Origin of the sequence: Pseudomonas urethralis (assembly GCF_021602465.1) — a bacterium.
GTDB classification, from domain to species: Bacteria; Pseudomonadota; Gammaproteobacteria; order Pseudomonadales; family Pseudomonadaceae; genus Aquipseudomonas; species Aquipseudomonas vlassakiae.
On record NZ_BQIJ01000010.1, the window covers coordinates 128376 to 143575 of the forward strand.

The 15200-nt window shown below is 62.9% G+C and carries 15 protein-coding genes; 6 read left to right on the forward strand and 9 right to left on the reverse strand.

Annotated elements, in window-relative coordinates; genetic code table 11:
• The 3 genes from L6D64_RS17535 to L6D64_RS17545 all read left to right on the forward strand — a co-directional run bounded on the left by L6D64_RS17535 (position 1) and on the right by L6D64_RS17545 (position 2173).
• On the forward strand, positions 1 to 1281 hold the full coding sequence (locus tag L6D64_RS17535) for a CynX/NimT family MFS transporter (RefSeq protein WP_176508688.1): 1281 nt from the start codon (positions 1 to 3) through the stop codon (positions 1279 to 1281).
• 109 nt (positions 1282 to 1390) lie between these two features.
• Positions 1391 to 1861 carry a nuclear transport factor 2 family protein gene (locus L6D64_RS17540; RefSeq protein WP_176508687.1) on the forward strand — a complete coding sequence of 157 codons (471 nt, stop codon included), beginning with the start codon at positions 1391 to 1393 and terminating at the stop codon, positions 1859 to 1861.
• Positions 1862 to 1879: 18 nt separating this feature from the next.
• Positions 1880 to 2173, forward strand: a complete 294-nt coding sequence (locus L6D64_RS17545) for a GIY-YIG nuclease family protein (RefSeq protein WP_176508686.1) — start codon at positions 1880 to 1882, stop codon at positions 2171 to 2173.
• On the opposite strand, the gene yejK is transcribed toward L6D64_RS17545, so the two are convergent.
• Positions 2174 to 3181, reverse strand: a complete 1008-nt coding sequence (gene yejK, locus L6D64_RS17550) for a nucleoid-associated protein YejK (RefSeq protein ID WP_176508685.1) — start codon at positions 3179 to 3181, stop codon at positions 2174 to 2176.
• Positions 3182 to 3572: 391 nt separating this feature from the next.
• On the opposite strand from yejK, the gene L6D64_RS17555 reads away from it, so the two are divergent.
• On the forward strand, positions 3573 to 3854 hold the full coding sequence (locus L6D64_RS17555) for an HU family DNA-binding protein (RefSeq protein WP_176508684.1): 282 nt from the start codon (positions 3573 to 3575) through the stop codon (positions 3852 to 3854).
• A gap of 51 nt (positions 3855 to 3905) precedes the next feature.
• On the opposite strand, the gene rlmF is transcribed toward L6D64_RS17555, so the two are convergent.
• From rlmF to L6D64_RS17580, 5 genes are all read right to left on the reverse strand, one after another.
• Positions 3906 to 4859, reverse strand: coding sequence for a 23S rRNA (adenine(1618)-N(6))-methyltransferase RlmF (rlmF, locus tag L6D64_RS17560; protein WP_176508683.1), 954 nt, complete (start codon positions 4857 to 4859; stop codon positions 3906 to 3908).
• 157 nt (positions 4860 to 5016) lie between these two features.
• The gene (locus tag L6D64_RS17565; protein WP_176508682.1) at positions 5017 to 7863 is read right to left on the reverse strand and encodes a valine--tRNA ligase; all 2847 of its coding nucleotides are present in this window, start codon (positions 7861 to 7863) and stop codon (positions 5017 to 5019) included.
• 187 nt (positions 7864 to 8050) lie between these two features.
• Positions 8051 to 8422, reverse strand: a complete 372-nt coding sequence (locus L6D64_RS17570) for a DNA polymerase III subunit chi (protein ID WP_176508681.1) — start codon at positions 8420 to 8422, stop codon at positions 8051 to 8053.
• A 5-nt stretch (positions 8423 to 8427) separates the two neighbouring features.
• On the reverse strand, positions 8428 to 8856 hold the full coding sequence (locus L6D64_RS17575) for a DNA polymerase III subunit chi (RefSeq protein WP_176508680.1): 429 nt from the start codon (positions 8854 to 8856) through the stop codon (positions 8428 to 8430).
• 50 nt (positions 8857 to 8906) lie between these two features.
• On the reverse strand, positions 8907 to 10400 hold the full coding sequence (locus L6D64_RS17580) for a leucyl aminopeptidase (RefSeq protein WP_176508679.1): 1494 nt from the start codon (positions 10398 to 10400) through the stop codon (positions 8907 to 8909).
• Between the two features lie 289 nt (positions 10401 to 10689).
• Here L6D64_RS17580 and lptF point away from each other — a divergent pair, with 289 nt between their 5' ends.
• A complete protein-coding gene (lptF, locus tag L6D64_RS17585) occupies positions 10690 to 11805 on the forward strand; it encodes an LPS export ABC transporter permease LptF (protein ID WP_176508678.1) in 1116 nt (371 codons plus the stop codon).
• Positions 11798 to 12859, forward strand: coding sequence for an LPS export ABC transporter permease LptG (gene lptG, locus L6D64_RS17590; protein ID WP_176508677.1), 1062 nt, complete (start codon positions 11798 to 11800; stop codon positions 12857 to 12859). The genes lptF and lptG overlap by 8 nt, the downstream gene beginning before the upstream one ends.
• Before the next feature lie 27 nt (positions 12860 to 12886).
• On the opposite strand, the gene L6D64_RS17595 is transcribed toward lptG, so the two are convergent.
• From L6D64_RS17595 to gcvT, 3 genes are all read right to left on the reverse strand, one after another.
• Positions 12887 to 13396: an RDD family protein gene (locus tag L6D64_RS17595; RefSeq protein ID WP_176508676.1), complete on the reverse strand. Its 510-nt coding sequence runs from the start codon at positions 13394 to 13396 to the stop codon at positions 12887 to 12889.
• A 91-nt stretch (positions 13397 to 13487) separates the two neighbouring features.
• Positions 13488 to 13697 (reverse strand): cold-shock protein, encoded by a 210-nt coding sequence (locus L6D64_RS17600; protein ID WP_054885976.1) that lies wholly within the window; start codon positions 13695 to 13697, stop codon positions 13488 to 13490.
• A 357-nt stretch (positions 13698 to 14054) separates the two neighbouring features.
• A complete protein-coding gene (gene gcvT, locus L6D64_RS17605; RefSeq protein ID WP_176508675.1) occupies positions 14055 to 15176 on the reverse strand; it encodes a glycine cleavage system aminomethyltransferase GcvT in 1122 nt (373 codons plus the stop codon).
• Positions 15177 to 15200 lie beyond the last annotated feature (24 nt).

Genomic DNA, 15200 nt, shown 5'->3' on the forward strand with positions numbered 1-15200 from the left:
ATGGCTGAACCATTGACCCGAGACGCGCCTGCCCGCGTGCGTGAACCGGAAGAACTACTGATCGACGCCGAGGCCGACGATGCCCTGGTGCAACAACAACCGCCGATGATCAAGCGCCCGTGGCTGTTGCTGCTGGGCCTGGTGCTGGTGGCATTGAACCTGCGCCCGGCATTGTCGAGCATGGCGCCGGTGCTCGGGCAGGTCTCTGCAGGGCTGGGCCTGAATGCCTCCGAGGCCGGCCTGCTGACCACCTTGCCGGTGCTCTGCCTCGGGCTGTTTGCACCCCTGGCACCCGTGCTGGCGCGCCGCTTCGGCAGCGAGCGGGTGATCCTCGGCATCCTGCTGACCCTGGCGCTGGGGATCGTGGTGCGCAGCGCCCTGGGGGCGGTCGGTGTATTCGTCGGCAGCATTCTGGCCGGGGCCAGCATCGGTATCATCGGTGTGCTGTTGCCCGGTATCGTCAAGCGCGATTTCCCGCAGCACGCGGGCACCTTGACCGGGGTCTATACCATGGCCCTGTGCCTGGGTGCGGCCATGGCGGCAGGGGCTACCGTGCCGCTGACGCAGCACTTCGATGGCAGCTGGGCCCTTGGCCTGGGCTTCTGGATGCTACCGGCGCTGCTGGCCATGCTCGTCTGGACACCGCAAGCCCGCCAGGGCCACGGCCTGCACAAGGTCGCCTACCGCGTACGCGGGCTGTGGCGTGACCCGCTGGCGTGGCAGGTAACACTGTACATGGGGCTGCAGTCGTCGCTGGCGTACATCGTCTTCGGCTGGTTGCCGTCGATCCTCATTGGTCGTGGCCTGAGCCCGACCGAAGCAGGCCTGGTACTGTCCGGCTCGGTCATCGTGCAGCTGATCAGCTCGCTGAGCGCCCCGTGGTTGGCGACCCGCGGCAAGGACCAGCGGCTGGCCATCGTGATGGTCATGCTGGTCACCTTGGCGGGGCTGTTCGGTTGCCTGTATGCCCCCCTCGACGGGCTGTGGGGTTGGGCGGTGCTGCTGGGGCTGGGGCAGGGCGGCACCTTCGCCCTGGCCCTGACGTTGATCGTGCTGCGCTCGAAGGATGCCCATGTGGCGGCGAACCTGTCGAGCATGGCTCAGGGCGTGGGTTATACGCTGGCATCCATGGGCCCGTTTGCGGTCGGCCTGGTGCATGACCTGACCGGAGGCTGGGCGGCGGTGGGGTGGATTTTTGCGGTGCTTGGCATCGGCGCCATCGTATTCGGGCTTGGCGCCGGGCGGGCGTTGCATGTGCAGGTGACCAGCGAAAAACGCTGAAGGCGGTGCTCGCCGCTTCGCGGGTGAACCCGCGAAGCGGCGAGCACTGGCGAAAGAAAGCGGTGCAGATTATCGTGCAGCTTCCCATTCCCAGGACGGACCTGTTCCCATGACTGACGCCAACCGCGACCTGATCACTCGCTTCTATCAGGCCTTCCAGCGCCTGGACGCCGAGGCGATGGTGGCCTGCTACAGCGACGACATCGTCTTCAGCGACCCGGTGTTCGGCACGCTGCGCGGCCGTGACGCGGGTGACATGTGGCGCATGCTGACCACCCGTGCCAAGGATTTCTCGCTGACCTTCGACCAGGTCCGTGCCGATGAGCGCAGCGGCTGTGCGCACTGGGTGGCCACTTACTTGTTCAGCCAGACTGGCCGTACCGTGGTCAATGATATCCAGGCGCGCTTTGTCATTCGCGATGGGCTGATCTGCCAGCACGACGACAGCTTCGACCTGTGGCGCTGGTCGCGTCAGGCGCTCGGAGCACCAGGGGTGTTGCTGGGCTGGTCGCCGATGCTGCAGAACAAGGTGCGCCAGCAGGCGTTCAAGGGGCTGCGAGCGTTCCAGCAAGCGAGGTGAGCGGTTAAGCTGTCGGCCATGAGCATCGTCAACGAAGTCGCCGAAACCCCGCAGTGCAAACCGTGGTACGTGTACCTGGTGCGGGCGGCCAATGGCTCGCTGTACTGCGGTATCAGTGATAACCCGCAACGGCGTTTCGCTGCCCACCAGAAAGGCCAGGGTGCCCGCTATTTCAAGACCAGCCCGGCGCAGGCGCTGGTCTATGTCGAGCAGTGGCCGGACAAAGGCGAGGCGCTGCGCCAGGAACGCCTGGTGAAGAAGTTGCGCAAGTCGGCCAAGGAGGCGCTGGTGGCCTCCTATGTGGCCGACTGATCAGTCCTTGCGGCGCTTTAGCTGGTCCACCAGCGTGGTCGGCAGGCCTTTGATGATCAGGGTGCCGGCGGCCTCGTCATACTCCACCTTGTCACCCAGCAGGTGCGCTTCGAAGCTGATCGACAGGCCTTCGGCACGCCCGGTGAAGCGGCGGAACTGGTTGAGGGTGCGCTTGTCAGCGGGGATTTCCGGCGACAGCCCGTAGTCCTTGTTGCGGATGTGGTCGTAGAACGCCTTCGGGCGGTCTTCATCGATAAGGCTCGACAGCTCTTCCAGGGTCACCGGTTCGCCCAGCTTGGTCTGGGTGGTGGCGTATTCGACCAGGGTCTGGGTCTTCTCGCGGGCGGCTTCTTCCGGCAGGTCCTCGCTTTCCACGAAGTCGCTGAAGGCCTTGAGCAGGGTGCGCGTTTCGCCCGGGCCGTCGACGCCTTCCTGGCAGCCGATGAAGTCGCGGAAGTAATCCGACACCTTCTTGCCGTTCTTGCCCTTGATGAACGAGATGTATTGCCTGGAGTTCTGGTTGTTCTTCCACTCGGACAGGTTGATGCGCGCTGCCAGGTGCAGCTGGCCAAGGTCGAGGTGGCGCGACGGCGTCACGTCCAGCTCGGCGTTGACCGCCACGCCCTCGCTGTGGTGCAGCAGGGCGATGGCCAGGTAGTCGGTCATGCCTTGCTGGTAGTGGGCGAACAGGATGTGGCCGCCCGTGGAGAGATTGGACTCTTCCATCAGTTTCTGCAGATGCTCGACCGCCGTCCGGCTGAACGCGGTGAAGTCCTTTTCGTCTTCCAGGTACTGTTTCAACCAGCCGCTCAGCGGGTAGGCACCGGACTCGCCGTGGAAGAAGCCCCAGGCCTTGCCTTGCTTGGCGTTGTAGCTTTCGTTGAGGTCGGCCAGGAGGTTTTCGATGGCGTCCGATGCGCCCAGCTCGGTATCCCGTGCATGGAGCACGGCGGGGCTGCCATCGGGCTTCTTGTCGATCAGGTGAACGATGCAATGACGGATTGGCATGGAATTCTCGGTGAGTCTGGGGCGGCCACAGGCCGCGCTGCAAAAGTCGTCCAGTTTACCCCAGAGAACAGGCGCTGCAGTGGCCGGATGTTGGCGGAAATGCCGGTTGTTCGTTTTTTGTCCAAATTTAGGGGTTTTCGGCTGAAACCCCCGAAAAACCTGCACTAAATCGAAGCGGGTAGCGGATATTTATCCATTCCTGTGGTAGCTTTGCGCCGTCTTGCGCCCCTCATGTGGCGCATTGCTGGCAGCGTGCTCATGCCGTGTCGAACCAAACGCCGATTTACGTATCTACATTCGCGATTGGCGCGGCCCTCCAGAACACAGGGGCTGGCCCGATAACGTCGTAGCACGCCGCATAACTACTGAATGATAGGGAAGGAACACCACCATGGCATTGACCAAAGACCAACTGATTGCCGATATCGCCGAAGCCATCGACGCGCCAAAAACCACCGCTCGTAACGCGCTGGAACAGCTGGGCCAGATCGTTGCCGACCAACTGGAAAACGGCGCCGAAATCACCCTGCCAGGCATCGGCAAGCTGAAAGTCTCCGAGCGTCCTGCCCGTACCGGTCGCAACCCTTCGACTGGCGCCGCCATCGAAATCGCTGCCAAGAAAGTCGTCAAGTTCGTTCCGGCCAAAGCCCTGACCGACACCGTCAACAAGTGATCTGCTGACGCATTGACGAAACCGCGCCCGGCTTGCCCGGGCGCGGTTTTTTCATGCCTGCGATTTGCGCCTGGCATGCCAGGCGTGGCGTGCGCTGTCGTCGTGGAAGCTCCAGGCGACCATGCGGCTTTGCTTCTGGCCCTGGCCCATCTCGGCGATGCGCACGGCCTTGGCGCCGGCCTTCTTCAGCGCGGCCTCGATGCCAGGCAGGTTGCTGGCCTTGGACACCAGGCTGGTGAACCACAGGACTTGTCGTGCGTACTGCGCGCTTTCGTCGACCAGCTGGGTGACGAAGCGGATCTCGCCGCCCTCACACCACAGTTCGTTGTTCTGCCCGCCGAAGTTGAGCACCGGCAACTTGCGCCTGGGGTCCTGCTTGCCAAGGTTCTTCCACTTGCGCTGGCTGCCACGGGTGGCTTCTTCACGCGAGGCGTGGAAGGGCGGGTTGCACAGGGTCAGATCGAAGCGTTCATCCGCTTGCAGCAGGCCGCTGAGGATGTGCTTGCGGTTGGCTTGCTGGCGCAGGCTGATGCCTCTGCTCAAGCCGTTGGCCTGGACGATGGCCTTGGCCGAGGCCAGCGCTACCGGGTCGATGTCCGAGCCAATGAAGCGCCAACGGTAATCGCTGTGGCCGAGCAGCGGGTAGATGCAGTTGGCACCCACGCCGATATCCAGCACGCGAACCTGGGCGCCTCCGGGGACCTCGCCGGCGTTGTCCTCGGCCAGCAGGTCGGCGGCCACGTGGATGTAGTCGGCGCGGCCGGGGATTGGCGGGCACAGGTAGTCGGCCGGGATGTCCCAGTGCTGGATGCCGTATTGGGCTTTGAGCAGGGCTCGGTTGAATACCCGCACGGCTTCGGGGTTGGCGAAGTCGATGCTCGGTTTGCCATGGGGGTTGGTGATGGTGAAGCGGGCCAGATCAGGGTGTGCCTTGATCAGGCTAGGGAAGTCGTAGCGGCCCTGGTGGCGGTTGCGCGGGTGCAGGGTGGGTTTGTTCGGAGTCATGGCAGTGCCCTATACGAGCCCCGGGGCTGCTGCGCAGCCCTTTCGCGACACAAGGCCGCTCCCACAGGTTAGCGGCGCCTCCAGTTTTGGCGCCGTCCTGTGGGAGCGGCCTTGTGTCGCGAAAGGGCCGCGAAGCGGCCCCAGCGGTCTCTCAGATTTACAGCGCTGCAATCCGCGCGTGCTGCTCGGTGAAGTTGGCCAAAGCCTGCTCGGACTCGGCCAGCTTGGCGCGCTCTTTCTCGATCACCGCAGGCGGTGCCTTGTCGACGAAGGCGGCGTTGGACAGCTTGCCGCCCACACGCTGGACTTCACCCTGCAGACGCTGGATTTCCTTGTTCAGGCGAGAGAGCTCGGCGTCCTTGTCGATCAGGCCGGCCATCGGCACCAGCACCTGCAAGTCACCCACCAGTGCGGTGGCCGACAGCGGTGCTTCGTCAGCTTCGCCGAGCACGGTGAACGATTCGACCTTCGCCAGCTTCTTCAGCAGGGCTTCGTTTTCCTGCAGGCGACGCTGGTCATCGGCGTTGGCGTTCTTCAGGAACAGCGGCAGTGGCTTGCCCGGGCCGATGTTCATCTCGGCGCGGATGTTGCGCAAGCCGACCATCAGCTCCTTGAGCCATTCGATATCACCTTCGGCGGCAGCATCGATGCGGCTTTCATTGGCCACCGGCCATGGTTGCAGCATGATGGTCTTGCCTTCGATGCCGGCCAGCGGCGCGATGCGCTGCCAGATTTCTTCGGTGATGAACGGCATGAACGGGTGCGCCAGGCGCAGTGCCACTTCCAGCACGCGTACCAGGGTGCGACGGGTGCCACGGGCGCGTTCGACCGGCGCGTTTTCATCCCACAGTACCGGCTTGGACAGCTCCAGGTACCAGTCGCAATACTGGTTCCAGATGAACTCGTACAGCGCCTGGCTGGCCAGGTCGAAGCGGAACTGCTCGAGCTGGCGGGTCACTTCGGCTTCGGTGCGCTGCAACTGCGAGATGATCCAGCGATCAGCCAGCGACAGCTCGTAGGCTTCGCCGTTCTGGCCGCAGTCCTCGCCCTTGTCCAGCACGTAGCGGGCGGCGTTCCAGATCTTGTTGCAGAAGTTGCGGTAGCCTTCGACGCGGCCCATGTCGAACTTGATGTCGCGACCGGTGGAGGCCAGCGAGCAGAAGGTGAAGCGCAGGGCGTCGGTGCCATAGCTGGCGATGCCCTCCGGGAACTCGGCCTTGGTCTGCTTGGCGATCTTTTCGGCCAGCTTGGGCTGCATCATGCCGCTGGTGCGTTTCTCCAGCAGGGCATCGAGGGTGATACCGTCGACGATGTCCAGCGGGTCGAGCACGTTGCCCTTGGACTTGGACATCTTCTGGCCCTGGCCATCGCGCACCAGGCCGTGCACGTACACGGTCTTGAACGGTACCTGCGGAGTGCCGTCCTCGTTCTTGATCAGGTGCATGGTCAGCATGATCATGCGCGCAACCCAGAAGAAGATGATGTCGAAGCCGGTCACCAGCACGTCAGTGCTGTGGAACTTCTTCAGGAACTCGGTCTGCTCCGGCCAGCCCAGGGTCGAGAAGGTCCACAGGCCCGAGCTGAACCAGGTGTCGAGCACGTCGTCGTCCTGGCGCAGTTTCACTTCGCTGCCGAGGTTGTGCTTGGCGCGGACTTCTTCTTCATTGCGGCCGACATAGACCTGGCCGGCCTCGTCGTACCAGGCCGGAATGCGGTGGCCCCACCACAGCTGGCGGCTGATGCACCAGTCCTGGATGTCACGCATCCAGGAGAAGTACATGTTCTCGTACTGCTTGGGCACGAACTGGATGCGGCCATCTTCCACGGCTTCGATGGCCGGCTCTGCCAACGGCTTGGTGGAAACGTACCACTGGTCGGTCAGCCACGGCTCGATGACGGTACCCGAACGGTCGCCTTTCGGCACTTTCAGGGCGTGATCGTCGATGCTCACCAGCAGGCCCTGGGCGTCCAGGTCGGCCACGATCTGCTTGCGTGCGACGAAGCGGTCGAGGCCGGCGTACTGGGCCGGCAGGCTGGTATCGACCTGCTCGTTGACGCTGCCGTCGAGGTTGAAGGCCTGGGCGGCGGGCAGCACCAGGGCGTTCTTGTCGAAAATGTTCAGTAGCGGCAGGTTGTGGCGCTTGCCGACTTCGTAGTCATTGAAGTCGTGGGCAGGGGTGATCTTCACGCAGCCGGTGCCGAACTCCGGGTCGCAGTAGTCGTCGGCGATGATCGGGATGCGACGGCCAACCAGCGGCAGTTCGACGAATTTGCCGATCAGGGCCTGGTAGCGCTCGTCGGTCGGGTTGACGGCAACGGCGGCGTCACCCAGCAGGGTTTCCGGGCGGGTGGTGGCGACGACCAGGTAATCCTTGCCTTCAGCAGTCCTGGCGCCGTCGGCAAGCGGGTAGCGCAAGTTCCACAGGTGGCCCTTCTCGTCGTGGTTTTCCACTTCGAGGTCGGAGATGGCCGTGTGCAGCTTGGTGTCCCAGTTGACCAGGCGCTTGCCGCGGTAGATCAGGCCGTCCTCATGCAGGCGCACGAAGGCTTCCTTGACTGCCTCGGACAGGCCGTCGTCCATGGTGAAGCGCTCGCGGCTCCAGTCTACCGACGAACCCAGGCGACGGATCTGGCGGCTGATATTGCCACCGGACTGATCCTTCCATTCCCAGACCTTCTCCAGGAACTTCTCGCGGCCCAGGTCGTGACGGTTCTGGCCCTTGGCCTCGAGCTGGCGCTCGACCAGCATCTGCGTGGCGATACCGGCGTGGTCGGTACCTGGCTGCCACAGGGTGTCGCGGCCTTGCATGCGGCGGAAACGGATCAGCGCGTCCATGATCGCGTTGTTGAAGCCGTGGCCCATGTGCAGGCTGCCCGTCACGTTCGGTGGCGGGATCATGATGGTGTAGGACTCGCCTGCACCTTGTGGAGCGAAATAGTTTTCGGACTCCCAGGTGTTGTACCAGGAAGTTTCGATGGCGTGCGGCTGGTAGGTCTTATCCATGCGCGGCGGGACCCTGTGCATTTATTCGGGAAAGCCGAAAAGTATAACGAAGGCACAGGGTTTAGGCGACAGGCCGGGAGCTGCTTTGCAGCCCTTTCGCGACACAAGGCCGCTCTCACGGGAGGCTGCGCTCAACCGTGGCGGCGGCCTTGTGTAGCGAAAGGGGCGCAAAGCGCACCCAGTGATGTTATTCCGAGCGCTTGATCAAGCGTTCGATCCGCGCATCCAGGCGGCGCTTGATCTCGTTCTCGATATGCGGGGTGAAGTCGTTGATCACGTCCTGCATGATCATCTGCGCAGCGGCACGCAATTCGCTCTCCAGGTGCAGCAGCGTGTCCTGGCGGCGGGTTTGCGGGTCATCCTCGGGCTCAGCGGCTACCGGCACGGCGGCAGGTGCTGGCGCCGTATTACCTGCGGGCACATCGAGCAACAACGGAATCTGCTCGACGGTTTCGGTCAGCAGTGGAGGTTGCAGATCGGCATCGCCGAGCAGTTGGCGAATCGACTCCAGGTCGTCCAGCAGATGAGCGGAATCGGGTAGGGCGGAAGGCTTGTCCATCGTCGTTAAAGTCGCTGTAAGCGGTGGTCTTGCAGAGCATAGCCCTGTTCACGGTAGAAACGGAACCGCTCGCGGGCCGATTGGCGAATGCCGGGCTCCTCGACCACGATCTCGGCAACCCGCTCGAACTGGCCGACGAACCCTGGCACAGCGGCACCCAGGTTGATCAGCAGGTCACGGTGCTCGCCAGCATCGTCGGCAAGGCCCAAGGCTACCGTGGCATCCGCGTGTCCTTCGGCCAGGTCGTGGGGCACGAAGGCTTCGCCCTTGAAACGCCACAGGCGTTGATCCAGTTCGGTACGCTGTTCGGCGTCCTGGCAGTGCAGGTAGACCCGGTGGCCAAGGCGCCAGGCCTTTTCGCACAGCTTGCAGGCGAAGTCCAGCCGCGCCGACAGCGAGTCGGTGGGCAGGATATAGAAATCGACTTTGCTCATGGTGTGTTCTGCCAGCCGGCGATGCCACGGGCACCACCGGCTTCACGGCATCAGGCGCCAGCGCGGTCCAGCAGGTACTGGGTCAGCAGCGGGACCGGGCGACCGGTAGCGCCCTTGTCCTTGCCGCCACTGATCCAGGCCGTGCCGGCGATGTCCAGGTGCGCCCAGTGGTAGGCCTTGGCGAAGCGCGACAGGAAGCAGCCAGCGGTGATGGTGCCCGCCTTGGGACCACCGATGTTGCCCATGTCAGCGAACGGGCTGTCCAGTTGTTCCTGGTACTCGTCGAACAGCGGCAGCTGCCAGGCACGGTCATCGGCACGCTTGCCGGCGTCGAGCAGCTGGCCGACCAGGTCGTCGTTGTTGCCCATGAGGCCGGAAGTGTGGCTGCCCAGGGCGACAATGCAGGCGCCGGTCAGGGTGGCGATGTCGATCACCGCCTGTGGCTTGAAGCGCTCGGCGTAGGTGAGGGTGTCGCACAGCACCAGGCGGCCTTCGGCGTCGGTGTTGAGGATTTCGACGGTCTGGCCACTCATGGTGGTGACGATGTCGCCCGGACGGGTGGCACCGCCGCTCGGCATGTTCTCGGCGCAGGCCAGCAGGCACACCAGGTTGATCGGCAGCTGCAGCTCGAGGACCGCACGCAGGGTGCCGAACACGCTGGCGGCGCCGCACATGTCGAACTTCATTTCATCCATGCCGGCGCCCGGCTTGAGGCTGATGCCGCCGGTATCGAAGGTGATGCCCTTGCCGACCAGCACGAACGGCTTGTCGGCCTTCTTGCCGCCCTGGTAGTTGAGCACGATCAGGCGTGGTGGCTGGTCGCTGCCCTGGCCCACGGCATAGAACGCGCCCATGCCCAGGTCCTTGATCTTCTTCTCGTCCAGCACTTCGACCTTCAGGCCCTTGTGCGCCTTGCCCAGTTCCTTGGCCTGCTCGGCCAGGTAGCTCGGGTGGCACAGGTTAGGTGGCAGGTTGCCCAGGTCGCGGGTGAATGCCATGCCGGTGGCAATGGCGCTGGCGTGCTTGACGGCGCGCTCGACCTCGGCCAGGCCGGCCTTGTCGGCCAGCAGGGTGACCTTCTTCAGGGCGCGCGGTTCGGCCTTCTGGCTCTTGAAACGATCGAACACGTATTCGCCGTCGAGCAGGGTCTCGGCCAGCAGGCGGTACTTGCCGTAGTAGGCGTCACGGTTGTTGACCGCGATGTCGTCCAGGGCCAGCACGGCATCGCCTCCGTTGAGGCCCTTGAGCACGCCGGCCACGCTGGCGACCAGCTTGCGCCATGCGCGGTCACCGAGGGCATCGTCCTTGCCGCTGCCGACCAGCAGTACGCGCTCGGCCTTCAGGCCCGGCACGCTCTGCAGCAACAGGGTCTGGCCGGGCTTGCCGGCCAGGTCGCCACGCTTGAGTACTGCGCTGATGGCGCCTTCGCTGGCTTGGTCGACGGCCTTGGCAACGGCCCCGAGCTTGCGCCCTTCACCCACCGGTACGACCAGAGTGGCGGTTTTTATGGATGCAGCAGCTACGCTTTTTACAACCAGTTCCATGTCAGGGTCCCCGAATGATCTATGCAGTTGGCGCTATGCGTTTTCGCGCTCTGGACGGGCCTGGCCGCGTTGCCGCGGGCCAGTGGAAAAGCTGCCAGTTTGAGCCTCCCGCCAGCGTGCTGACAACCCCGATGTTGGCCTTCATGCGCAGCCAAGTGACAGGCGCGGCCAATCACAGGATAATGCGCGCACTTTACATGGAGGTTCGCCTTAGGCGAACCGGCTTTGGTCCTGGCTGTCACAGGCCAATGTTTGGCAGTCCGCCCCTGACAACCCAGGAGTGTCTGGTTTGATCGTCTTTCGTTATCTGTCCCGCGAGGTCCTGGTGACCTTGAGCGCCGTCAGCGCCGTGCTGCTGGTGATCATCATGAGCGGGCGCTTCATCAAGTACCTGGCCCAGGCGGCCCAGGGCATCCTCGACCCAAGCGTGCTGTTCCTGATCATGGGCTTCCGCATGCCAGGTTTCCTGCAGCTGATTTTGCCGTTGGGTTTGTTCCTCGGCATTCTCCTGGCCTACGGCCGGCTGTACCTGGAAAGCGAAATGACCGTGCTGTCGGCGACCGGCATGAGCCAGCAGCGTTTGCTGGCACTGACCATGGCGCCGGCGGCACTGGTCGCTTTGCTGGTTGCCTGGCTGAGCCTGAGCCTGTCACCACTGGGCGTGGCCCAGGTGCAGAAGATCGTTGCCCAGCAAGATGCCATGACCGAGTTCGACACTTTGGTGCCGGGCCGCTTCCAGACCTTGCGCGACGGTTCGCGGGTTACCTACACCGAGCAACTGTCGGACGACCGCGTCAAGCTGGGCGGGGTGTTCATTTCCGAGAAGCGCTTCAACCAGGACAAGACCAAGGACCGTGCGCCGTCGGTGTTGGTCGCCGAGAGAGGCCATCAGGAAATCCAGGCCGATGGCAATCGCTACCTGGTGCTGGAGAACGGCTACCGCTACGACGGTAACCCGGGCCAGGCCGATTACCGTGCCATCAAGTACGACACCTATGGTGTCTTGCTGCCGAAGCCGGAAGTTGCCGAAGACGTGACCGACCGCGAAGCGATCCCGACTTTGGAGCTGTTCGGCAAGAGCGACCTGCGTGAGCGTGCCGAGCTGCAATGGCGCCTTTCGCTGCCGATCCTGGTGTTCATCGTGACCTTGATGGCGGTCCCGCTGGCCAAGGTCAACCCGCGCCAGGGCCGCTTCCTCAAGCTGCTGCCGGCGATTCTTCTGTACATGGCCTACCTGACAATGCTGATTTCCGTACGCGGCGCCCTGGAGAAGGGCAAATTGCCGATTGGCCTGGGTATCTGGTGGGTGCATGGCCTGTTCCTGATGATCGGCCTGGCCCTGATGTATTGGGAACCGCTGCGCCTGAAAATGGCTGCTCGTCGTGCGGAGGTGGCCCGTGGCTAAACTCGACCGCTACATCGGCACGAGCGTGCTGCTGGCCATTCTGGCCGTGCTGGGGATCATCCTCGGCCTGGCCTCGCTGTTCGCCTTCATCGACGAGATGGGTGAACTGAGCGATACCTACACCTTGCTCGACGCGGGTAATTTCGTCCTGCTGACGGCACCTCGGCGGCTGTACGAAATGCTGCCGATGGCGGCACTGATCGGCTGCCTGATCGGCCTCGGCAGCCTGGCCAGCAACAGCGAGCTGACCATCATGCGCGCTGCCGGTGTCTCCATCGGCCGCATCGTCTGGGCGGTGATGAAGCCCATGCTGGTGCTGATGCTGGTCGGCGTGCTGATTGGTGAATACGTTGCCCCGGTCACCGAGAACAAGGCCCAGGCCGACCGCTCCCTGGCCCAGGGCGGTGGTGAAGCGCAAAGCTCCAGGCATGGCATGTGGCACCGCCAGGGCGAGGAGTTCGTGCACATCAACTCGGTGCAGCCCAATGGCCTGCTGTTGGGCGTGACCCGCTACACCTTCGACAACGAGCGCAAGATCCAGACGTCGAGTTTTGCCCGTCGCGCCCAGTACAACGATGACCACTGGACGCTCAGCGACATCAGCACCACGTTCTTCCGCGGTGACCACACCGAAGTGGTCAAGGCGCCGACCGAGCGCTGGGACGTTTCGCTGACGCCGCAACTGCTCAACACCGTGATCATGGCCCCCGAGTCGTTGTCGATTACCGGGTTGTGGGACTACATCCACTACCTGTCCGACCAGGGCCTGAACAATGCCCGTTACTGGCTGGCGTTCTGGACCAAGGTGATGCAACCGCTGGTGACCGCAGCGCTGGTATTGATGGCAATTTCCTTCATCTTCGGCCCGCTGCGTTCGGTCACCCTCGGCCAGCGCGTGTTCACCGGTGTGCTGGTGGGCTTCGCCTTCCGCATTGGCCAGGACCTGCTGGGCCCGTCGAGCCAGGTGTTCGGCTTCCCGCCGCTGCTGGCGGTAGTGATTCCGGCAGGCATCTGTGCCCTGGCTGGCGTGTGGTTGTTGCGTCGGGCTGGTTGACGGTCTGCAACAGTTGAAAAGCCGACCTCAGGGTCGGCTTTTTTGCGCCTGTTTTTTCTGCTTCGGCACCCGCACCAGCTGGGTTTCAGAATAGATGTCGTGCCAACCGCGTTTGCGCTTGTCGATCAGCGACCAGAAGAACCCCAGCCCCAGGCACAGCCAGGATGCAATCGACACCACAAAGCGCAGCAGTGCCTGCCACAGGCTGATCGCGCTGCCATCGGCATTCTGCACGCGCACGCCCCACACCTGCATGCCCAAGGTCTGACCGCCATGGGTCCAGAACTTGGCAAAGAAGCCGAACAGGGCGAACAGCAGAACGGTCGAGAGCAGTGGGTCACCGTCCAGTGCTCCGGCTTCGGTCAGTTCACGCATGCGGGCTTCGCCGATGATCGCCATCTGGATCAACTTGTAAGCCCCGGCGGTGACGATCAGCAGCGCGGTGCACAGCAGGAAGTCGTAGAACATCGCCGCCAGGCGTCGGCCCAGGCCGACCGGTGGGAAATCACCCTGGGGGGAGAGCAGAGGCTTGGACATGCAGAACAGCTCCGAATGGCGAAGCCGTTATTCTACGGGCAAAAAAAAGCCCCTGCACATGGCAGGGGCTTTTTAGGAGTCGGGCTTGTGCTTACAGAGGCTGAACTTTGTCAGCTTGCATGCCTTTCTGGCCTTGGACTGCTTCGAAGGTGACCTTCTGGCCTTCTTTCAGGCTCTTGAAGCCGTTACCTTCGATGGCACGGAAGTGCACGAACAGATCCGGACCGCTTTCTGGGGTGATGAAACCGTAACCTTTCTCGTCATTGAACCACTTGACGGTACCGTTCTGACGCTCAGCCATTGTCTTATTTCCTATGAAGCTTGAATTTTGATGACAGTTTCTTTCACGTTATATATCAGTGAAAGAGTACTGGGCTGGGTTGCAGGAAAGTAAGAGACGTCGAACGGGTTGTAGCAAATCTCGGCTACTGGCCCAGGTCACGAACTGTTGCGACCCATGCAAACACAGTGCAGTGACTCTACGCCAACTCCCGAGAAAAAAACAAGCCCTTGGTCGTATAGAAAATTCGCCTTTTGCCGATAACCGACAAATTTGTCGGAAACGCCGTGGCGCCTGGCCTGGCGCCATGTTCAAAAGTTATTGGGCAGGTTCGAAATCGAATATGTAGCACCTGCCCGCACACCTCAGGCGCTACCTTCAGCCACGGTAGTAACGCTGTGCAACGAAAGGCATTTTGCTGACTTTCAAGGCAACCTTCTTGCCGCGCACCACGGCAAAGAGTGGGGTGTCGATTACAGCCAGATCACTATCGATATAACCCATTGCTACAGGGGCGCCGAGTGTCGGCCCAAAGCCGCCGCTGCATACTTTGCCTACGGGGTTATCGTTTGCATCGACAATATCCGCGCCTTCACGTACTGGCGTACGTTCCTGCGGCAACAAGCCCACACGTTTACGCGCCACGCCATCGCGCTGCTGGGCAAATATGACCTCGGCACCCGGGAAGCCGGCGGCACGTGCGCCATCGGCACGGCGTACTTTGGAAATTGCCCACAGCAGGCTGGCTTCAACCGGGGTGGTCTCGGTGTTCATGTCGTGGCCATACAGGCACAGGCCGGCTTCCAGGCGCAACGAGTCGCGGGCACCCAGGCCGATAGGCTGTACCTCGGGTTCGGCCAGCAGGCGACGCGCCAGGGCTTCGGCAGCGCCGACCGGTACCGAGATCTCGTAGCCATCTTCGCCGGTGTAGCCCGAGCGGCTGACGTAACAGTCTTCGCCCAGCAGTTTCACCGCACGCAATTGCATGAAGGTCATGCCAGCCACTTCCGGCGCCAGGCGTTCCAGCACCTTGACCGCAGCCGGGCCCTGCAGGGCGAGCAGAGCGCGGGCTTCGAACAGCGGTTGCACGTCGCATCGTGCGCCGATGTGTTTCTGCAGGTGCGCCAGGTCCTGATCCTTGCAAGCGGCATTGACTACCAGGAACAGGGTGTCGTTACCGAGGTTGGCGACCATCAGGTCGTCGAGGATGCCGCCTTGTTCGTTGGTGAACATGGCATAGCGCTGCATCCCTGCAGGCAGGTCGATGATGTCCACCGGTACCAGCGACTCCAGCGCCTTGGCCGCATCTGCGCCATGCAGGATGATCTGGCCCATGTGCGAGACGTCGAACAGGCCGGCCTGCTCGCGGGTGTGCAGGTGCTCCTTGAGCACGCCCAGCGGGTACTGCACCGGCATGTCGAAGCCGGCGAATGGCACCATGCGGGCACCCAGTTCCAGGTGCAGGGCGTGCAGCGGGGTCTTTTGCAGTGTTTCGGACATCGATGACTCCTTGGTTTTTTTATC